14 protein-coding genes are annotated in these 20,677 nt (G+C 53.9%); 8 read left to right on the top strand and 6 right to left on the bottom strand.

Features of this window, described 5'->3' with window-relative positions; translation table 11 throughout:
• Positions 1 to 58: 58 nt before the first annotated feature.
• Complete coding sequence (gene folD / locus DOQ08_RS03290; protein ID WP_114333461.1) at positions 59 to 916, top strand: bifunctional methylenetetrahydrofolate dehydrogenase/methenyltetrahydrofolate cyclohydrolase FolD; 858 nt, start codon at positions 59 to 61, stop codon at positions 914 to 916.
• A gap of 95 nt (positions 917 to 1,011) precedes the next feature.
• Here folD and DOQ08_RS03285 read toward each other — a convergent pair whose 3' ends face one another.
• The 3 genes from DOQ08_RS03285 to DOQ08_RS03275 form a co-directional block, all read right to left on the bottom strand.
• A complete protein-coding gene (locus DOQ08_RS03285) occupies positions 1,012 to 3,183 on the bottom strand; it encodes a malate synthase G (RefSeq protein WP_114333460.1) in 2,172 nt (723 codons plus the stop codon).
• Between the two features lie 150 nt (positions 3,184 to 3,333).
• Positions 3,334 to 4,719, bottom strand: coding sequence for a cysteine--tRNA ligase (gene cysS / locus DOQ08_RS03280; RefSeq protein WP_114333459.1), 1,386 nt, complete (start codon positions 4,717 to 4,719; stop codon positions 3,334 to 3,336).
• Positions 4,719 to 6,398: a glutamine--tRNA ligase/YqeY domain fusion protein gene (locus DOQ08_RS03275; protein WP_114333458.1), complete on the bottom strand. Its 1,680-nt coding sequence runs from the start codon at positions 6,396 to 6,398 to the stop codon at positions 4,719 to 4,721. The genes cysS and DOQ08_RS03275 overlap by 1 nt, the downstream gene beginning before the upstream one ends.
• Positions 6,399 to 6,557: 159 nt before the next feature.
• Here DOQ08_RS03275 and DOQ08_RS03270 point away from each other — a divergent pair, with 159 nt between their 5' ends.
• From DOQ08_RS03270 to DOQ08_RS03260, 3 genes are all read left to right on the top strand, one after another.
• Positions 6,558 to 7,058, top strand: a complete 501-nt coding sequence (locus tag DOQ08_RS03270; protein ID WP_114333457.1) for a peptidylprolyl isomerase — start codon at positions 6,558 to 6,560, stop codon at positions 7,056 to 7,058.
• Positions 7,055 to 7,789 carry a UDP-2,3-diacylglucosamine diphosphatase gene (lpxH, locus tag DOQ08_RS03265; RefSeq protein WP_114333456.1) on the top strand — a complete coding sequence of 245 codons (735 nt, stop codon included), beginning with the start codon at positions 7,055 to 7,057 and terminating at the stop codon, positions 7,787 to 7,789. The genes DOQ08_RS03270 and lpxH overlap by 4 nt, the downstream gene beginning before the upstream one ends.
• A 210-nt stretch (positions 7,790 to 7,999) precedes the next feature.
• Positions 8,000 to 10,519, top strand: a complete 2,520-nt coding sequence (locus DOQ08_RS03260; RefSeq protein ID WP_227537463.1) for a mechanosensitive ion channel domain-containing protein — start codon at positions 8,000 to 8,002, stop codon at positions 10,517 to 10,519.
• On the opposite strand, the gene DOQ08_RS03255 is transcribed toward DOQ08_RS03260, so the two are convergent.
• Positions 10,453 to 11,388, bottom strand: coding sequence for a hypothetical protein (locus tag DOQ08_RS03255; RefSeq protein WP_206074765.1), 936 nt, complete (start codon positions 11,386 to 11,388; stop codon positions 10,453 to 10,455). The genes DOQ08_RS03260 and DOQ08_RS03255 overlap by 67 nt on opposite strands.
• Before the next feature lie 149 nt (positions 11,389 to 11,537).
• Between DOQ08_RS03255 and DOQ08_RS03250 the strand changes: the two genes are divergently transcribed.
• Together DOQ08_RS03250 and DOQ08_RS03245 are read left to right on the top strand one after the other, a co-directional pair.
• Positions 11,538 to 13,394, top strand: a complete 1,857-nt coding sequence (locus DOQ08_RS03250) for an LTA synthase family protein (protein WP_114333454.1) — start codon at positions 11,538 to 11,540, stop codon at positions 13,392 to 13,394.
• A gap of 1 nt (position 13,395) precedes the next feature.
• Positions 13,396 to 15,201: a glycerophosphodiester phosphodiesterase gene (locus tag DOQ08_RS03245; protein ID WP_114333453.1), complete on the top strand. Its 1,806-nt coding sequence runs from the start codon at positions 13,396 to 13,398 to the stop codon at positions 15,199 to 15,201.
• Between the two features lie 104 nt (positions 15,202 to 15,305).
• Here the strand turns inward: DOQ08_RS03245 and DOQ08_RS03240 are convergent, their stop codons facing one another.
• A complete protein-coding gene (locus tag DOQ08_RS03240; protein WP_114333452.1) occupies positions 15,306 to 16,076 on the bottom strand; it encodes a ferredoxin--NADP reductase in 771 nt (256 codons plus the stop codon).
• A 139-nt stretch (positions 16,077 to 16,215) separates the two neighbouring features.
• Between DOQ08_RS03240 and DOQ08_RS03235 the strand changes: the two genes are divergently transcribed.
• Positions 16,216 to 17,097: a LysR family transcriptional regulator gene (locus DOQ08_RS03235; protein ID WP_114333451.1), complete on the top strand. Its 882-nt coding sequence runs from the start codon at positions 16,216 to 16,218 to the stop codon at positions 17,095 to 17,097.
• A 45-nt stretch (positions 17,098 to 17,142) separates the two neighbouring features.
• Here the strand turns inward: DOQ08_RS03235 and miaE are convergent, their stop codons facing one another.
• The gene (gene miaE, locus DOQ08_RS03230) at positions 17,143 to 17,751 is read right to left on the bottom strand and encodes a tRNA-(ms[2]io[6]A)-hydroxylase (RefSeq protein WP_114333450.1); all 609 of its coding nucleotides are present in this window, start codon (positions 17,749 to 17,751) and stop codon (positions 17,143 to 17,145) included.
• Between the two features lie 258 nt (positions 17,752 to 18,009).
• Between miaE and DOQ08_RS03225 the strand changes: the two genes are divergently transcribed.
• A complete protein-coding gene (locus tag DOQ08_RS03225; RefSeq protein WP_114333888.1) occupies positions 18,010 to 20,604 on the top strand; it encodes a bifunctional aconitate hydratase 2/2-methylisocitrate dehydratase in 2,595 nt (864 codons plus the stop codon).
• The last annotated feature ends 73 nt before the right edge of the window (positions 20,605 to 20,677 follow it).

Raw genomic sequence — 20,677 nt, 5'->3', positions numbered from 1 at the left:
ACAATGCCTGACCTTCACTATTACACCATTATTCATGCCCAACCTACAAGATGGAAACATGAGCGCCACACTAATTAAAGGAAAAGAAATTGCCGCACAGGTTCGACAGCAAGTTGCTGTCGGCGTTGAAGCCCGCAAACAGAAAGGCCTCAGAGCCCCGGGCCTGGCGGTCATTCTGGTCGGCAACGACCCAGCCTCACAGGTATATGTGGGCAACAAACGCAAGGCCTGCGAGCAAGCAGGTATTATGTCGTTGTCGTACGACCTGCCGGAAGACACATCTCAGGATGCCCTGGAGGCACTAGTAGACGAGCTGAACGAGAATCCGGCAATCGACGGCATTCTCGTGCAACTCCCCCTACCCTCGCACCTGGACGCAGACCCTATACTGGTAAAAATTCGCCCAGACAAAGATGTCGATGGCTTCCACCCGTTTAACATCGGCCGCCTGATGCAGCGTAAACCCACCCTGCGCCCCTGCACGCCAGCAGGCGTCATCACCCTACTCGACTCCATCGGCACCCCTTACAAGGGCCAGCACGCCGTCATTGTGGGTGCATCCAACATCGTAGGGCGCCCTATGAGCATGGAACTGCTACTTAAAGGTGCTACCGCGACCGTATGTCATCGCTTCACAGCCAACCTTGAAAAATTCGTTGGTGAAGCCGATATTCTGATCGCCGCTGTAGGCAAACCGGGAATCATCAAAGGGGAATGGGTCAAACCCGGCGCCACCGTCATTGACGTAGGCATCAATCGACTCGAGAACGGCTCCTTGTGCGGCGATGTCGACTTTGAGGCCGCCTCAGAGCGCGCAGCGTTCATTACCCCGGTCCCGGGCGGCGTAGGCCCCATGACCATCGCCAAGCTGCTTGAGAACACCCTGTACGCCGCTGACGTGTTGCACGCAGACTGACACGGCGCCGACACATCACGGCAACCCTCGCCGCCATCATCCGGCAACCATAAAAAAACCCCGCAAAAGCGGGGTTTTTCATTTCTTAAGCCTTGTTACTGGCTAGCTTTCGCCTTCAGGCGGTAAGCGTGCAGTAGCGGCTCAGTGTAGCCGTTCGGCTGCTCACGACCCTTCAGAACCAGATCCATGGCTGCCTGGAAGGCGATGCCATCGAAGCCTGGCGCCATGTTACGGTAAGACGGGTCGTTGGCGTTCTGACGGTCAACAACAGCGGCCATGCGCTTCATGGTTTCCAAAATCTGCTCTTCAGTGCAGATACCGTGGTACAACCAGTTAGTCAGCAACTGAGAGGAGATACGCAGAGTCGCACGGTCTTCCATCAGGCCCACATCATTGATGTCTGGCACCTTAGAACAACCAACACCACTGTCAATCCAACGAACAACGTAACCCAGGATACCCTGAGCATTGTTGTCCAGCTCCTGCTGAATGTCTTCAGCGGTCAACGAAGACGGGTCTTCCATAACCGGCACAGTGAGAATATCGTCCAGAGCAGCGCGCTGACGGCTAGCCAACTCTTTCTGAACATCAAACACGTTCACCTGGTGGTAGTGAGTCGCATGCAGAGTGGCCGCAGTCGGAGACGGAACCCAAGCAGTGTTCGCGCCAGACTTCGGATGACCGATCTTCTGCTCCAGCATGCCTGCCATTAGATCTGGCATCGCCCACATACCTTTACCAATCTGCGCAACACCAGAAAGGCCGGCCTCAAGACCGATATCAACGTTCCACTGCTCGTAAGCGCCGATCCAGGCAGCCTGTTTCATCTGACCCTTGCGGATGAACGGGCCCAACTCCATAGAGGTGTGCATTTCATCACCGGTGCGATCCAGGAAGCCGGTGTTAATGAAGACCGTACGCTCTTTCGCTGCGTGGATACAGGCTTTCAGGTTAACGGTGGTGCGACGCTCTTCGTCCATGATGCCCACTTTCAACGTGAAGCGCGGCAGACCAAGAGCATCTTCTACGCGACCAAAGAACTCGTTCGTGAACGCAACTTCTTCCGGTCCGTGCATCTTCGGCTTAACAATGTACACAGATCCCTTGGTGCTGTTCTGGAACTGGCCATTACCCTTCAGATCGTGGATAGCGATCAAGGAGGTAACAAAGCCATCCATCAGACCTTCAGGAACTTCGCTGCCGTCAGCCAGAAGAATGGCAGGGTTAGTCATCAGGTGACCCACGTTACGCACGAACATCATGCTGCGACCCTTTAGAGTCAAGTCGCTGCCATCCGCCGCCGTGTAAGCGCGGTCCGGATTCATACGACGAGTCACCTGCTTGCCGCCTTTTTCGAACGACTCTTCCAGGTCACCCTTCATCAGGCCCAGCCAGTTCTTGTATGCCACAACTTTGTCTTCGGCATCGACCGCAGCAACAGAATCTTCGCAGTCCATAATGGTAGTCAGAGCAGACTCCATCAGAACATCTTTCACGTTCGCGCCGTCGTCTTTTCCGATCGGATGCGCTGCATCGATCTGGATTTCAAAGTGCATGCCGTTCTTAACCAGCAACAGGCCAGTCGGCTCATCAGCCGCTCCCGTGAAGCCGACGAAACCAGACTCGTCTTTCAGGCCAGTCACTTCGCCATTTTGCAGTTTGACCGCCAGCTTGCCGCCATCAACGTAGTATTTGGCCGCATCTTTATGGCTGCCAGCTGCCAGGGGTGCAGAGCTGTCCAGCAGGTTACGAGCCCACTCGATTACCTTGGCACCACGTACCGGGTTGTAGCCACGACCTTTCTCAGCGCCATCTTCTTCTGACAGTGCGTCGGTGCCGTACAGTGCATCGTACAAGCTACCCCAGCGAGCGTTAGCAGCGTTCAGGGCGAAACGAGCATTCATCACCGGCACAACCAGCTGCGGGCCAGCCATGGTGGCAACTTCAGGATCTACGTTAGAAGTAGAAATCTTGAACTCTTCTGGCTCATCCACCAGATAACCGATTTCTTTCAGGAATGACTTGTACTCAGCCATGTCCAGCTTCTGACCTTTATGGTCACGATTCCAGGTGTCCAGCTTTTCTTGAATGGCATCACGCTTGGCGAGCAAATCACGGTTGCGCGGTGCCAGCTCGTTCACAATCTTGTCGAACTCGGCCCAGAATTTGTCGGCATCAATACCGGTGCCTGGAATGGCTTCGTTGTTCACGAAGTCATACAGATTCTTTGCGACCTGAATGCCGCCAACTTGAACGCGTTCTGTCATCGTTACCTGCCTCAATGGGTTATGTTTCCCGACTCCCTGATTGCATCAAGCTCTCAAGGGCATGAATATTTGAGCGCCGCATTGTACGTGAAATTCCCTACAAGGTCATTCCCGAAAATAACAATACGGCTTTTGTCGAAACTCCGAGCATTAAGCCCGACGCCAAGTAGTCCCTTCCCGACTGTCGTCAAGAACGATACCCTTCTCGAGCAACTCGTCCCGGATTCGATCACTTTCTGCGAAGTCCTTGGCTTTACGAGCCTCGGCACGGGCCTGAATCATGGCCTCGATATCATCCGCATTCAGCTCGCTACCGGTATCGGCCTGGAAGAAGGCTTCCGGGTCTTGTTGCAGCAACCCCAGCACACTACCCAAGCGCACCAGAACAGCAGCACTATACGCCGCCTTTTCTTCATCGCCTTCACGACGATGTTGATTTATATCATTTGCCACCGCATGCAACACAGCGATAGCGCCCGCGGTGTTAAAGTCGTCGTCCATCACTTCCGCAAATCGACGGTCGTGTTCGGTTTCCGGAACATCGTCGCTCGAAGCTGGTGTAACGCCGCGCAAGGCATGATAGAGCTTGGTCAGCGTGCGACTAGCTTCGGCCAGACTGTCTGCCGAGTAATCCACCTGACTCCGGTAATGGCTGGACACCAAGAAGTAGCGAACCACTTCCGCCGGGTAAGTTTCCAGAATCTCGCGAATGGTAAAAAAGTTGCCTAATGACTTGGACATCTTCTCTTTGTTCACGCGAATGGCACCGGCGTGCATCCAGGTATGAACGAACTTATGACCCGTGGCACATTCAGACTGGGCAATTTCGTTTTCATGATGCGGGAACAACAAGTCCGGACCGCCACCGTGAATATCAAAGGTGTCCCCCAAGCATTTGGTGGACATGGCCGAGCACTCAATGTGCCAACCAGGGCGACCATCGCCCCAGGGCGAAGGCCAGCTCACTTCACCCGATTTAGCAGCCTTCCAAAGAGCAAAGTCCGCCGGACTGCGCTTGGCTTCCTGCACACCCACTCGCGCCCCGGCCACCAGATCTTCCAGCTTTTTCTTGCTGAGCTTGCCGTAATCCGGGAATGAATCCACCGCGAAGTACACATCACCGTTATCGGCAGCGTAGGCGTGACCACCGGCAATCAAAGTCTCAATCATTGAGATGATTTCGCCGATAAATGCGGTTGCCCGAGGCTCTTCGTTCGGGGACTGCACCCCCAAACGCGCCTCGTCTTCGTGCATGGCATCGATCATGCGCTCGGTCAGGTCGGTATAAACCTCACCATTTTCCTCAGCCCGGCGCAGAATCTTGTCATCAATGTCGGTGACGTTGCGCACGTAGTGCACGTCATAACCTCGGTGACGCAGGTAGCGGCTGATCACATCGAAGGCCACCAGCACACGCCCGTGGCCCAAGTGGCAATAGTCATACACGGTCATGCCGCACACGTACATGCGCACCTTGCCCGGCTCGATCGGCTTAAACTCTTCTTTTTTCTGCGTAAGCGTATTGTAAATTCGCATTACTTGCCCCCCTTGCCCCAGGAATCCCGCAAGGTCACGGTCCGATTGAAGACAGGCATTCCAGCACTGTCGGTCAGCGCCTGATCACAGAAGAAGTATCCTTCACGCTCGAACTGATAAGGCAAATCGGTGCGAGGCGAAGCCAAACTTTTCTCTACACGCGCGCCCTCAAGAACAACCAGAGAATCCGGATTGATGTGATCCATCATGTCACCTTCCTTGTCGCTGTCCGGTGCTTCATGATTGAACAAACGGTCGTATTGGTTGATGCGCACTTCAACGCTGTCCGCAGCCGACACCCAGTGGATCACGCCATTCGGCTTGTAGCCTTCCGGATTCACCCCCAAAGTTTTGGGATCGTATTCGCACTTGAGTTCAACGATCTCACCGCTGTCGTCACGAATCACTTCTTTGCACGTCATCACATAACCACCGCGCAGGCGCACCGCCTGATCCGGAGCCAAACGCTTCCACTTACGCGGAGGTTCCAGCGCAAAGTCTTCACGGTCGATATACAGCACCTGGCTCCAGGTGACTTCACGCTCACCCATATCGGGGTTCTGCGGATGAACCGGCAGGGTCAGTGTTTCGGTCTGCCCCTCGGGGTAGTTGGTCAACGTCACCTTGATCGGGCGCATCACACACATAGCTCGCGGTGCACGGGCGTTCAAATCTTCGCGGATGGCATGCTCAAGCATACCCACATCCACTGTTCCGCCAGCCTTATTGACACCGATCATGTCACAGAAGGTCCGGATAGACTCCGGCGTAAAGCCACGGCGACGCATACCGGAGATCGTCGGCATACGCGGATCGTCCCAGCCATCCACTACGTTGTCGTCAACCAACCGCTTCAGCTTACGCTTACTGGTGACGGTGTAGTTCAAGTTCAGGCGGGCAAACTCAATCTGCCGCGGATGGCAAGGAATGGTGATGTTGTCCAGCACCCAGTCGTACAACGGGCGATGGTCCTCGAATTCAAGAGTACACAAAGAATGAGTGATGCCTTCCAGCGCATCCGAAATCGGGTGCGTGAAGTCGTACATCGGGTAAATGCACCACTTGTCGCCTGTCTGGTGATGATCCGCATAACGAATGCGGTACAGAATCGGGTCACGCATGTTGATGTTCGGGGACGCCATATCGATCTTGGCACGCAACACCAACTCACCGTTCTGGAATTTGCCATCACGCATGTCGCGGAACAACTGCAAACTTTCGTCTCTCGGGCGATCACGGTACGGGCTGTTCTTACCCGGTTCTTTCAGGGAGCCACGGTATTCGGCCATTTCATCCGCCGTCAACGCGCAGACATAGGCCTTACCCTTTTCAATCAACTCTTCAGCGAAAGCATAAAGTTGATCGAAGTAATCGGAGGCGTAACGCACTTCGTCCGCCCATTCGAAGCCAAGCCATTCGACATCACGCTTGATGGCGTTAATGTATTCCAGGCTTTCCTTCTCCGGGTTGGTATCATCGAAGCGGAGGTTGCATTCGCCTTCAAACGTCTCAGCAATGCCGAAGTTCAGGCAGATAGATTTGGCATGACCAACATGCAGGTAACCATTGGGCTCAGGCGGAAACCGGGTAACGACTTTGCCCGTGTGCTCGCCCTTGGCGACGGCATCTTCGATCAGGCTCTGAATAAAGTTGTGGGCTTTCTTCGACTCGGCGCTCATACAATCTCTGTCAACAGGGAATGAATTGTGGGAGCTATTCAGAGGCTCCGTTAAACCGCCTATTATACTCACAAATCCTGGCAGTACTCATGCACAGGACGAAACTCTTCAGTACAATGCTTACTTTGAACCTTTACACACCCATTACAGGAAGCCCTGATGATTCTGCTGCAAACCAATCTCGGTGATATCAAACTGGAACTCGATTACGAAAATGCTCCGGAAACAGCGAAAAACTTCGAACAGTACGTTCGCGACGGTTTCTACGACGGCCTCATTTTTCACCGGGTAATCAGCAACTTTATGGTTCAAGGTGGCGGATTCGAACCCGGCATGAAGCCGCGTCAAACCCGCGACCCCATTCAAAACGAAGCGGACAACGGTCTGAGCAACATGATTGGCACCGTTGCCATGGCTCGCACCATGGATCCTCATTCGGCAACCGCCCAGTTCTTCATCAACGTTGAGAACAACGGCTTCCTGGACCACACTGGAAAGAACGCTGAAGGCTGGGGCTACTGTGTATTCGGCAAGGTTGCTGAAGGCATGGAAACCGTGAACAAAATCCGTGCGACCCGCACGACCATGCGCTCCGGCCATCAAGACGTGCCGGCTGAAGACATTGTGATTATTAAAGCTGAGGTCGTGGAGGCCGCGTGAGCACACTGTTCATCTCGGATTTACACCTTGAAGAAACGCGCCCGGACATCACGGGCGCTTTTCTTAGCTTCCTTCGGAATGAAGCCATGGGCGTTGAACGCCTCTACATTCTCGGCGACTTCTTCGAAGCCTGGATTGGCGACGACGAGCGAACTCCGCTGCAGGAACAGATAGCAGCAGCTCTGAGAGAAGTCAGCACTTCCGGAACCGACATCTATCTGATGCACGGCAACCGGGACTTCCTTATTGGTGAAGATTTCTGCGAGCGCGTTGGTGCAACCCTGCTGGATGACCCGACAGTAATCGACCTGTACGGCACGCCTGCCCTGCTGATGCACGGCGATAGCCTGTGCACGGATGACGTGGAATACCAGAAATTCCGCGCCAATATGCGCAATCCGAAGACCGTCGAAATGTTGCTGGCGAGACCATTGAAAGATCGTCAACTGATGGCGCGTCAGCTCCGGGAAATCTCCATGGCGAAGAACCAGGGCAAGGCCGAATCCATCATGGACGTGAACCTTGACGAAGTGGTGAACGAATTCGAACGCCACGATGTTCAACTGATGATTCACGGGCACACTCACCGCCCGGCGATTCACGAACTGAAAGCCAACGAAAAGCCCGCTCGCCGCATAGTACTGGGTGACTGGGACAAAAACGTCTGGTGGCTTGTCGCCAGGCCCGAAACGCCACTCGAACTCAAGAAGACTCCGCTGGATAGCGCGTAATCCTCCCCCCCCTTTGTGAGCAGAACTATGAGAAAGCCCCCGTTACTCCGAACGATCTCGAAAACACGGTTAATGGGGCTGCTCATACTCTGCCTAACAATCGGGGCGGTGTCCGCGCAGACGCCAGAGAGTTCACAGAGTGCACAACAGCAGGACACGCCCCCCGCCGAGGAGGCGCTCCCTGCCGTCAAGCCCGAGTTACAACAAAGCTTGACCACCCCACCCCAAACCGAACTTCCCGATTCCGTTAACTCCGACATCAGGGAACAGATCCAAACGCTGCAAACATCACTCAAACAACGTCGTGCCGCGCTAACGGAAAGCCGGGAACGCTTGAGCTATGCAGAATCGGTCCTGACCCGTTTAGAGAATGAATATCAAAGTTTTGAACTGCGGCTGGAAAACGCTGGACTAAACCTGACGGCCGATTATGCGGAATTACTAAAACAGCGACTAGAAAGACTTCAGAAGCAAAGCGTTGCGAGCGAATTCATTAAAGGCATTGAAGACAAACTGGCAACGGCTCGTGAAGAACAATTACGACTGGAAGAATTTGAAGCCATCACAAACCCGGGTGAAGATGCCCGAAGCCAACTCCGCAGCCTTCGCTCTCAACTGTTACGCGAATTGCACAAGGCCGTCACCGAACACATCAACGTACTCAACGAGTACTTCAATACGGTGACCACCCTGCAAGAGCAGATAACCAACTACCAAACGCTGCTACAACAGCGCCTGTTCTGGCTCCCCAGCGCTGAGGTTATGAGCCTCGACACCACCGAGCAACTTGTCGAGTCAGTTCTGTGGCTATCCTCGCAACTACGATATGACGATCTCAAGTCCGCAATATCCCACTCTGCCAAAGAACGAGGCGGGCGCATTGCGTTGGTTGCCGCCTTGCTGCTCCTGCTGTTGATCAAGCGCAAAAAAATCAAAGCCAACCTTCTCGCCAACCAACACTATGTTGGCCATGTGGGCATGGACCGTACCGCATTTACTTTACTTGCCCTGGTAAACAGCGTCTTACTGGCATTGCCCGGTGTCCTGACGTTTTCACTGGTCGCGTTATTGCTGATGGAAGGTAATGCGTTTTTCGAAGCACTTTCCAAAGGTTTTACTGCGGCCGCGTTCATAATGTTCTTACTGGCGTTAATCCGCAGTGTCGCCTCGAAAGACGGATTGGGTGAAAAGCATTTCCACTGGAACCCGGGGTCTTTAAACGCTGTCCGAAGGGAACTGCTACTCCTGATGGCCTGCATCGTACCCGTGACCATCGTCATGACGGCCATCAGCGCAAACCCGGAAAGTGCCAAATTCGATGACAGCCTCGGCCGCCTGCTGTTCATCTTCGTTTCTATTGCGCTGGCCGTCTTTGCTCAGCGAATCATGTCCGCCATTCGAAACGAACAGCCTCGCCACCGTCTTTTCATCCTTTTACATGCATTCGCTGTAGCGTCACCAATTATACTCGCTGTTGCATCAACGATTGGTTATCACTACACCGCACTCCAACTCGAACGAAATCTGTTTATTTCCATTTGCTGGCTGGCCTTTACGTCTCTGCTCTATTTTACCGGCTTGAGAGCCCTCTCCGTTCGCGAGCGGCGTCTCACTCTCAAACGACTGATCGAACAACGAGCCGCTGAACGCAAACAGGCAGAAGCCAGGGAAACTTCCGACACATCCGGTGAAGGCGCGCTCATCACACCGGAAATGCCGGAAATGAACCTGAAAGACATCAGCGAGCAAAGCGCTTCTTTGCTACGCATTATGGTGTCTGCCGTTGCCATAAGCGGGCTTTTACTACTCTGGACCGATGTCATTCCCGCTTTACAGCTGTTCGAAGATATTACCCTATGGACCATCGCAACTGACCTTGAAGGCGGTGATCCTCTACCGATCACACTCGCGGATGCGCTTTTGTCCATACTCGTTGCGGCGGGAACCATCATGGCGGTCAAAAACCTGCCCGGCACTCTGGAGGTAACGCTGCTTAGCCGGCTGGACCTTCAGCCCGGCTCCGGCTATGCCATCACGACCATTACTACCTACCTCCTCGTATTCTTGGGGGTCATCGTCTGCCTTGGTGTCATCGGGGTGCAATGGTCGAAGCTGCAATGGTTAATCGCCGCACTAGGGGTCGGACTGGGCTTTGGTTTGCAGGAAATAGTGGCTAACTTTGTTTCCGGCATCATTCTTCTGTTTGAGCGCCCGATACGGGTGGGCGATACCGTAACCATAGGAGGGATCACCGGCAAAGTTTCGCGCATTCGCATTCGCGCCACTACGCTGGTCGACTGGGATCGCAAAGAACAAATCGTTCCGAATAAAACCTTTGTGACTCAGGATCTGACCAACTGGACCCTGTCTGATGCCACGGTTCGACTCATCATCCGCGTGGGCGTCGCCTATGGTTCCGACGTCGACCAGGTTCAAAAGTTGCTTTCCGACGTAGCCCTCAGTAACGAACGAGTCATGGAAGATCCGGCCCCAGCGGTGTTTTGTGTCGGGCTCGGAGAAAGCAGCATCAACTTCGAAGTGTGGGTCTTTGTCAAAGATCTGCCTGATATGATGCCGCTTTACCACGAACTGTATTCTGCCATTACTCAAACACTAACCGACGCCGGCGTTACGATCCCCTTCCCGCAACGGGATATCCGCATTCACTCGCTGTCTGAAACATCATCGACCACACAGTCCGAGTCCCCCTCGCAGGATGCCCCCTCCTGAACTGGACCGAGGCGATCGGCGGGCTCGTTGTAAGTTTGCAACCGCTTGAGCCATCCCGGCAGCCAACGCTCACGCTCTATAGGGTTGGCGGCATTGCGTGCTCGTCGCGTTAGCACCTCGGCGGCAGCCTCTCGAAACGCTACCAGCGGGGGAACCGCCCCCTCAGGCATCTCGAGTAAAACCTGCAGCAACCCCCAACCTTGCCCCCGATACCGCTCGGTTTCCGACACGCCCTCTCCTTTGAAATTCACATAGTCCATCACAGCGTATACCCCTCCCGGGGTCTGCATAAGTGCGTGCAGCTTCTGGCGGAGCGTGTGTTTTGCGTTATCCGGAGCCGCTGCTACTACTTGCTCCAAAGAGGCACGCGCTCGCCGCTGTATAAACCGAACTTGCAGGCCGCGAGTGTCATACAGAAATGTTCGTAAGCCTTGAACACGATCAGATTGAGAAGCGACGTCGTAGAAATAGCTTCGATCGGGCCAGGGTGCGCCTTTGGCCTCAGCCACCCAAGCCGGAATATTCGCGCCCTCACTTTGCATAAACGCCAGCAATTCGGGAAAACTTTCGGTAAACCGACCACTCACCCCCTCGGGATACCAAATGAAGTGCCCGATACCCAGTGAGGGAAATGCCTCGCCTTGGTTCCAATGCACAAGACACTGCCGCCGACCCGCGCACTCGTTTTGAAAAATCCGCTCTCCGACCCAGGCCAACTCAGCCGGGCTTAACCCCAACCCGTCTTGCTCGGCGCCCCCCCTAGCTGCCGCCGGAGATGCCAGTACAACAACCAGCAAGACAGTCACCACACAGCGAAACGACGAGCGCATGCCTTCACCAATTACGATATGGACACTTTGTTTAAACACACACACCTCTGATCAAAAAAACCTTTTAAAACAAACGAGTGTTCATCCGTGCAATTAACAACGGTTGGATATCCCGTACACCTGCACGGTTGAAGCGTTCGAACGGTTGCCCATACTGTACCTTTGGCTCTCAAAAACAGACATTACATATGACCAAACCACATCGGCTAACCCGCCACGCACTGACTCGCACCTTCTTGCTGTCCTTTGGCTGGCTGGTAGTTGTCCGGGGCTTACTTATATTACAAAGCGGTGTCGTACCCAGCATGCCGGGCATGCTGGGTGGCGATATTGCGGGTGCTATTCTGCTCACACTTATTCTTCAGGGAAGCCGGGGCATCTTGCGCGGTTTGGTTATCACGGCTCTGGGCTGCGCACTTTACGTTGCCGGCATGCATCTAACGGCTCACGGCACTCTGTTCCAATTGGCGTTTGCCGGCAAAAGCGTCGACAGTACGTTTATCTCCGGTAGCCTACTGAACGTTTACTTACTCACCTTACCGGTCTACCTCGCACTGGCTTGGCTCCTACACCGTTTACATCGGCGTTGGGTTCCACTCTCACGCCCCCAAGCTCTACCCTTTACCGGCGCGGCTGCAGCGACATTGATCATCTATTCTCTGTCCTTTCCAAGCTTGACCACCCCCGCCAACAATCTGGTGGTGAGCACCTTGGCTCAAATCCCGGGCGCGCTGATTAACCCGGTTGGCACGGCTATTGGCAACAACGAGGTAGAGATCAGCCCGGATTTGGAAAACCGAACCCATTTTTTTCACCAACAGGTAAGTGGTCGAAACATATCACCGGCCCCCAACGTCCTTCTTATCATGATTGAAGGCATGTCCGGCGGTTATCTGCCGTCCGTCAGTAATTATCACGGACTTTCGCCGGTGGTATCGTTGCCCAATCTGGAGCAGACCTTCAATAATTTCGGCTTTCGTATTTACAAGAATGTTCTGAGCATGGAACGGCAGACGGACCGAGGAACCTTTACGCTTACCTGCGGCCGTTACCCGGACTTAAGAAGAGCTTCGGAAAAAGTGCGTTTGGTGGCAGGCCAGCAGGCAACGCCGGATTGCCTTCCTGAAAAGCTGCAAGCCCAAGGCTACCATACAGCCTACTGGCAGGCCGCTCCCATCGAGTACATGAACAAAGACGAATTTATGCCTCAGGCCGGTTATATGGACGTTACGGGCGCCGAAGTGTTTACCGGTGCAAACGAAGCCGAAGGCTGGGGACCTCCCGACCCGGTTTTCTTCAGCAATATTACAACCAGACTCCGCTCGCTGGATCGCCAACACCAACCGTGGTTCGTGACCACCCTTAACGTTGGTACTCACCACCCCTTCAACATCGGCGACAAAACCGAGAAACGACTCGCGTCTCAAAGAGCAGAGGATGATAACGAAACCATTCTCCCGATACCTTCTCCGCAAACCGCACGAATTAACGCCATGAAGGTTATGGCTGAAACTCTCGACAACTTTTTGCAACAGTTAGAGCAAGACGGCATTTTGGAGAATACTCTCGTGATCGTCACTTCCGACGAATCCGGAGGATTTATTCGCGAAGACCACGAAACTCTGCCGTTGAACAACAACGTAGGCATGCTTGCGGTAAAACCTGCCGCGCAGGACAGTCTTTCCTACTACGCCCCTGATACGGCGCTGATATCCCAATTGGACATTGCCATTTCGGTTCTCGATGCCAGCGGTCACGGATCAACGGCGGGGGGAATGATTGGCACCAGCTTGTTGGCCATGAACTCCAAACCAACTCGCGACCTTCTGTTGGCAGATACGTATACCGGCATGAAATACTTCCTGCGGAATGAAGGAAAGTTATTGGCCTGCACAGAACTGATGACCCGCTGTCAGAGTTGGACATTCGACCCGAAGAGAATTTTTGGCACCTTAGCCGAAACCGACGAAGAGCCCTTTCTTACTTTAGAAGAACGGCTGGCACTGGTAGAAAACGCAAACCGGTTAACCACCATCGACAACTGACATGCTCAAGCTTACCTCTCGAACTCTGGCACTCTTGCGCCAACACAGCCGCGCACTCCTTGCCTTGCATCTGACCATCACCGGGGTTTCGGTTGCCCTATTGCCCTCGCTGGTGACAGCCGCGCTGGCCGCCATTCGCCCGCTCACCGGCGAAGCCGCTATCACAACGGCGGGGTTGATCCGGTTTTTAAGCTCGCCGGGCGGAGTTACCTGGGCTGGTTTTACGATGTTCGTTACGGTCGCTATTATCGTTTACCAGCAGGCAGGCATTACGCTGATCGTTGCCCAGAATGACCAGCACCCAATGAAAAATATCGCCCGTGCTTTGTTCGGTGTAGTACGCAGAATCACAGGCCTGACAACGCTAGCCTTGCTACTGACTCTCGCACATTTTTTGACCGCCCTGCCGTTTCTCGCAGCCATTATCAGTGGGTCGAAACTTTTACTTCATCATTACGACCCCTATTTACTCAATCTTGAACGCCCACCGGTACTCTGGTGGTACGGAGCTTTCTGCCTTGCCATGCTAGCAGGACTTGTCGTCGCCAACGGCACCTTGATTGTGCGTTGGAGCCTGGCCATCCCCCGGCTCATGCTTAACGGTGCCAAGCCTGTGGCGGCCCTGCGTTCCAGTTACCACCTCACCCGAAAGCGCTCACGAGACGCCGCAACAACGCTGGCGTTGGGCGCAGCCCTTACAGTTGCCATACCGCCATTAATCACGCTGATCTTCAATGCAATTGCGGCTGGCATATTTCAGGTTCTGCCAGACAATAAAGCCTATCTGTTCCCCGCTGTTATCACGCTCGTAGGGAGCTACGTGTTAATTGGGCTGGCCGTCACTTTTCTGGCCACTTCCGCTTTCGGCACTCTGATAATGGCCTACTATGAAGAGCGTTCAGGCTATCCTTTTAAAAGACCGGCACCTTCTGCCCCTAAACACGCTGCGATCCTGATACGCCGAGCCTGGATTTTGGAAGCAATTGTGGTCGCAGTGGTATTGGCGCAAAGTTATCCGATCATCAGCTCGCTCAACCAAAGCACCGAGGTCGGGATTACCGCGCACCGTGGCAACGCCGCTCTTGCTCCGGAAAATACCGTCAGCGCCATTCGACAAGCAATCAATGATGGTTCGGATTACATCGAGATCGACGTTCAACTGACCGCCGACGGTGTACCGGTGCTTTGGCACGACACCGATATGCAGCGCATCTTTGGCCTACCCGAACGAATAAACGACCTGCCGTTCAAACAACTGCGCACACTGGATGCCGGATCCTGGTTTAGTGAAACATTCGCGGACGAACGAATCGCGACTCTGGCCGAAGCCATTGACGCAACCCGAGGCAAGGCAAATCTCTTGGTTGATCTTAAGCCAAACCGGAATGACGAGGCGTTGGTCAACGCGGTGGTGGAGATGTTGCAAGAGAAGGATGCGGTTGAGGGCACGGTGATTGCCGCCGCCGACTGGCCTATTCTTGAAATGGCGAAAAGCCGGGAACCTAACCTCAGGACAGCCTTGTTAGCCCAGTTCGTGGTGGGCCCTCTGTGGCAAGACCGCTACGATATTCTGGGCATACGCGCGAACCGTGCCAGCCCGGCAATGGTGGCACGGGCCCATAACGCGGGTAATGAACTGTTCGTATGGACGGTAAACTCACCAAAAGCAATGTCACGTTTTATTGACATGGGGGTAGACAACATCATCACCGATCGCCCGGATGTGCTTTCTCAGCTTCTGCGAAACCGGTCCGAGATGTCAGATGGTGAGCGCTTGGCCAGCAAACTTCACAACTGGTTGCGATAACGTTCAACGAAAAGCCATGAATGAGCCCCACCAAAAACCAAAAAGCCTCCCCGACTGACGTCGAAGAGGCTTTTCGATTATTACACCGAACTAAACCGTTAAGGTTACTGCTCTACGAATGCGCGCTCGATCACATAGTGCCCCATATCGCCACCACGCGCTTCTTTGAAGCCTTTGTTATCCAGAATGGCGCAGGTATCTTTCAGCATGCTGGGGCTGCCGCAGATCATGAACCGGTCCTGTTCAATATCGAATTCTGGTAAGCCCAGATCACGAGTGATTTTGCCGCTTTCCATGGCATCGGTCAGTCGGCCCTGGTTGCGGAACGCCTCACGTGTCACCGTTGGGTAATACAACAGTTTGCCTTTGACCATCTCGCCGAAGTACTCGTTGTCCGGCAAGCCTTCGATTTCACTTTGGTATGCCAACTCCGATACATAGCGTACACCGTGGGTCAGGATAACGCGGTCATACGCCTCATAGACTTCCGGATCCTTGATGATGCTCATAAACGGCGCCAGCCCGGTACCGGTACTGATCAGCCACAAGTTACGGCCGGGCAGCAGATTATCCAGAATCAAGGTGCCGGTCGGTTTACGGCTCACAAGAATTTCGTCACCCACGTTGATTTTCTGCAGGCGGGACGTAAGCGGGCCGTCAGGCACTTTTATAGAGAAGAACTCAAGCTCTTCTTCGTAGTTGGCGCTGGCGATGCTGTATGCACGCATCAAGGGCTTACCTTCTGATTCCAACCCGATCATGACGAAATGCCCGTTCTTGAAACGGAACCCGGGATCCCGGCTTGTCTTGAAGCTGAACAAGGTGTCGTTCCAGTGATGAACACTGGTCACCGTTTCTTTCATCAACTTACTCATGATGCCCTCGCAAGCTAGCAATGGTTAAGAATTTAAGATGTGCCCAGTGTAAGCTTTTTCTTGAAATCGACAAAACGGGATGCTTTCATAATGCTATTCGATTTTATGAATAAACGAATTTTACCTTGGTAGCCAAACCATGAAATACAGCTTTCGCCAATTAGAAGTTTTTCTCGCTGCCGCACATTTTCAGAACATCACCCGGGCTGCAGAATCGTTATCCATGTCCCAATCTGCAGCCAGCAGTGCACTGAAAGAACTTGAAAGCCAGTTCGACATCCGGTTATTTGACCGGGTTGGCAAGCGGCTGCAGTTAAACGAATTAGGCCGGCTGTACCGCCCAAAAGCCGAGGCACTGCTCGCTCAAGCCACAGAACTGGAGCAAGCATTCAGCAAACACTCTGAAATAGGGGCACTTAAAGTTGGTGCAACCCTAACGATCGGGAACTATCTCGCCGTTGGCGTTATGGCTCAATACATGAACACCCCTACCCGGCCGAAAGTGTCGCTGGAGGTTGCCAACACAAGCACCATCGCCCGGCGGGTTAAAGACTTTGAACTGGACATTGGCTTAATCGAAGGCGAGTTGCAGGCCACCGAGCTTGAAGTTATGCCGTGGCGTGAAGACGAACTCATTGCATTTTGTGCGCCCAATCACCCGCTGGCCCACAAAAAACAGCTAACCGATGACGATTTACGCCAAGCAACCTGGATTATGCGGGAACAGGGCTCCGGCACCCGACAAAGCTTTGAGAGAGGTATGCAAGGCCTGCTGCCAGACCTCAACGTGTTGCTTGAACTGGAACACACCGAAGCCATAAAGCGTGCGGTTGAGGCCAATCTGGGCATCGGCTGTTTGTCATGGGTGGTACTTGCAGACGCGTTTAAACGTGGCAGCCTGGTGCCGCTTGCAATGCCGGAACACCGCTCATTTAAGCGGCAGTTTTACTTTATTCTGCACAAACAAAAATACCGCAGCGCCGGTATCGCTCAGTGGATAGAGCTGTGCAAACAGCTTTGACGAGCGCCCGAACCTCATAACCTCAGCGAGGCTCGGGCTGCTGCATCAAGCCGGTACGGGCCCGCTGTGAAAGCGGAATTCAATATCCGCCTCTTCAATCAACGCCTTCTCTACGGCCATAAACTCCGCAACGCGCTCATCCACTGGCGCACCATTCGCCTGAACCGCTAGTTTCAGATAATCCTGATAGTGCCGCGCCTCGGACTTTAACAATCCGGTGTAAAACTCGGCCAGTTTCTCGTCAAGAAACGGTGCCAAAGCGGCAAACCGCTCGCAGGAACGTGCTTCGATAATCGCTCCCACAATCAACACATCCACCAATCGGCCGGGATCGTCCTTACGCACCAACTCCCTCATCCCCCCCGCGTACCGTGCCGGTGTCAGGTGAGCATAAGTCACACCGCGCTTTTTCATAATCGCCAACACTTGCTCGAAGTGCCGCAACTCTTCGCGGGCCAAACGGGACATTTTGTTCAGCAGTTCGGTATTTTCAACGTATCGATACATCAGACTTAGCGCCGTCGAAGCCGCCTTTTTCTCACAATGAGCATGGTCGATCAGCAGCAAATCCTGGTTCGCCAGCGCATTCTCAATCCACTGCTGTGGCGTGCGGCAGGGCAGAAAGTCATGTATTTCTTTCAAGGCATCAGTCATATCATTGAATCTGGTCAGGTTCGAAAGCGCGAGAGTATACCGCAGCTATCAGACAGCTCCGACCTCTGTCCAACTTAACTTTATACGTGCTTTCCTATAGAATGCAGCGCCGGATCAAGGTGTCTCTGAATAGAATCTGAATGTCCCGCCGGCCAAGTTAGGCGTTATTCAGAGGCTCCTTCGGCCTTTTCGCCAAAAAACTCCCGTCAGGCAGCATGTCGCCGGCGAGGAAAATTCCAACTGATGAGGGTCCATATCGTGTTAGAAGCTTATCGTGAACACGTTGCCGAACGTGCAGCTCTGGGTATCCCACCAAAGCCGCTGAACCCCGAACAGACTGCTGCTCTGGTAGATCTGCTGAAAAACCCACCGGCCGGTGAAGAAGCAACTCTGGTTGATCTTCTGGAAAACCGTGTCCCACCAGGAGTTGACGAAGCTGCTTACGTTAAAGCTGCGTTCCTGACCGCTATTGTTAAAGGTGAAGCGACTTCTCCGCTGATCGATAACAAAAAAGCTGTTCAGCTGCTGGGTATGATGCAAGGTGGTTACAACATCGAAACCTTGGTTGACCTGCTGGACAACCCTGAACTGGCCGAGCTGGCCGGTGAAGAACTGAAGCACACACTGCTGATGTTCGACGCGTTCAACGACGTTAAAGAAAAAATGGACGCTGGCAACGCTGTTGCTAAGTCTGTTGTTGAGTCTTGGGCCAACGCTGAGTGGTTCACCAACAAAAACAAAGTTCCTGAAAGCACCAAAATGGTTGTTTTCAAGGTGACTGGCGAAACCAACACCGACGACCTGTCTCCGGCTCCGGATGCATGGTCCCGTCCTGACATCCCGCTGCACGCCCGCGCTGCCTACAAAATGGAACGCGATGGCCTGAAGCCGGAAGAGCCAGGCGTAACTGGCCCGATGAGCCAGATCGAAGAAATCAAATCCAAAGGCCTGCCTGTTGCTTTCGTTGGTGACGTTGTAGGTACTGGTTCTTCCCGTAAGTCTGCCACTAACTCTGTTCTGTGGTTCTTCGGTGACGACATCCCGGGCGTTCCCAACAAGCGCGCTGGTGGTGTATGTATCGGTAACAAAGTTGCCCCAATCTTCTTCAACACCATGGAAGACGCCGGCGCTTTGGTATTCGAAGCACCCGTTGACAACATGAACATGGGCGACGTGATCGAGATCCGCCCATACGAAGGCAAGATCCTGAACGAAGCTGGCGAAACCATCTCCGAGTTCAAGTTCAAGTCTGACGTTATTCTGGACGAAGTTCAGGCCGGCGGTCGTATCCCGCTGATCATTGGCCGTGGCTTGACCGCCAAGGCTCGTACAGCACTGGGCATGGGCCCGACCGATCTGTTCCGCCTGCCGGAAGATCCGGAAGCTGGCGACAAGGGCTTCACTCTGGCCCAGAAGATGGTTGGTAAAGCATGCGGACTGGAAGAAGGCCAAGGCGTTCGTCCAGGCACCTACTGCGAGCCGCACATGACCACCGTTGGTTCTCAGGACACCACTGGTCCTATGACCCGTGACGAACTGAAGGATCTGGCGTGCTTGGGCTTCCAGGCTGACCTGGTCATGCAGTCTTTCTGTCACACCGCTGCTTATCCGAAGCCGGTTGACGTAGAAATGCAGCACACCATGCCGGACTTCATCCGTAACCGTGGCGGTGTTTCCCTGCGTCCGGGCGACGGTATCATCCACTCTTGGTTGAACCGTATGCTGTTGCCAGACACCGTTGGTACTGGTGGTGACTCCCACACCCGTTTCCCGATGGGCATCTCCTTCCCGGCCGGTTCTGGTCTGGTTGCGTTTGCTGCGGCAACAGGCGTTATGCCTCTGGACATGCCAGAGTCCGTTCTGGTTCGCTTCAAAGGCAAAATGCAGCCGGGCATCACCCTGCGTGACCTGGTACACGCGATTCCGCTGTACGGCATCAAGCAAGGCATGCTGACTGTTGAGAAGAAAGGCAAGATCAACGAATTCTCTGGTCGTATCCTGGAAATCGAAGGTCTGGAGCACCTGACTGTTGAGCAGGCGTTCGAACTGTCTGACGCTTCTGCCGAGCGCTCTGCTGCCGGTTGTACCATCAACCTGTCTGAAGAGTCTGTTGCCGAGTACCTGCGCTCTAACATCACCATGCTGCGCTGGATGATCGCTGAAGGTTACGGCGATCCACGTACTCTGGAGCGTCGTGCTCAGCAGATGGAAGCTTGGTTGGCTGATCCTAAGCTGATGCGCGCTGACAAAGACGCTGAGTACTCTCACGTTGTAGAAATCGATCTGGCTGACATCAAAGAGCCGATCGTTTGCTGCCCGAACGATCCGGACGATGCCAAGTTCCTGTCTGAAGTGGCTGGCGACAAGGTAGACGAAGTGTTCATCGGTTCCTGCATGACCAACATCGGTCACTTCCGTGCCGCTGGTAAGTTGCTTGAGCAGCACAAAGGTTCTCTGAACACCCGTCTGTGGATGTCTCCACCGACCAAGATGGATCAGGCTCAGCTGATGGAAGAAGGTTACTTCAACATCTACGGTACTGCCGGTGTTCGCACCGAAATGCCGGGCTGTTCACTGTGTATGGGTAACCAGGCGCGTGTGGCTGCGAAGTCTACCGTTCTGTCTACCTCTACCCGTAACTTCCCGAACCGTCTGGGTGATGGTGCCAACGTGTACCTGACCTCTGCGGAACTGGCATCTGTTGGCGCGATCCTTGGCAAGCTTCCGACTCCTGCGGAGTACATGGAGTACGCTAAAGATCTCGACAGCATGTCAGCTGAGATCTACAAGTATCTCAACTTTGACCAGATGGAGAACTACACCAAGAAGGCGTCTGAAGCGACTGTCGCTTAAGCACTAACCTTTTCGGTTTAGCTCCAATGAAACGCCAGCCTTCGGGCTGGCGTTTTTTTATGCCTGCTAGATA

This window comes from Marinobacter litoralis (assembly GCF_003336705.1).
Classification (GTDB): domain Bacteria; phylum Pseudomonadota; class Gammaproteobacteria; order Pseudomonadales; family Oleiphilaceae; genus Marinobacter; species Marinobacter litoralis.
This window is presented reverse-complemented; position numbering and strand designations above follow the sequence as displayed.

Bases quoted from the DNA above. Each gene is read 5' to 3' on its own strand.
- folD (WP_114333461.1), top strand. From the start codon at position 59: ATGAGCGCCACACTAATTAAAGGAAAAGAAATTGCCGCACAGGTTCGA.
- DOQ08_RS03285 (WP_114333460.1), bottom strand. From the start codon at position 3,183: ATGACAGAACGCGTTCAAGTTGGCGGCATTCAGGTCGCAAAGAATCTG.
- cysS (WP_114333459.1), bottom strand. From the start codon at position 4,719: ATGCGAATTTACAATACGCTTACGCAGAAAAAAGAAGAGTTTAAGCCG.
- DOQ08_RS03275 (WP_114333458.1), bottom strand. From the start codon at position 6,398: ATGAGCGCCGAGTCGAAGAAAGCCCACAACTTTATTCAGAGCCTGATC.
- DOQ08_RS03270 (WP_114333457.1), top strand. From the start codon at position 6,558: ATGATTCTGCTGCAAACCAATCTCGGTGATATCAAACTGGAACTCGAT.
- DOQ08_RS03250 (WP_114333454.1), top strand. From the start codon at position 11,538: ATGACCAAACCACATCGGCTAACCCGCCACGCACTGACTCGCACCTTC.
- DOQ08_RS03245 (WP_114333453.1), top strand. From the start codon at position 13,396: ATGCTCAAGCTTACCTCTCGAACTCTGGCACTCTTGCGCCAACACAGC.
- DOQ08_RS03240 (WP_114333452.1), bottom strand. From the start codon at position 16,076: ATGAGTAAGTTGATGAAAGAAACGGTGACCAGTGTTCATCACTGGAAC.
- DOQ08_RS03235 (WP_114333451.1), top strand. From the start codon at position 16,216: ATGAAATACAGCTTTCGCCAATTAGAAGTTTTTCTCGCTGCCGCACAT.
- miaE (WP_114333450.1), bottom strand. From the start codon at position 17,751: ATGACTGATGCCTTGAAAGAAATACATGACTTTCTGCCCTGCCGCACG.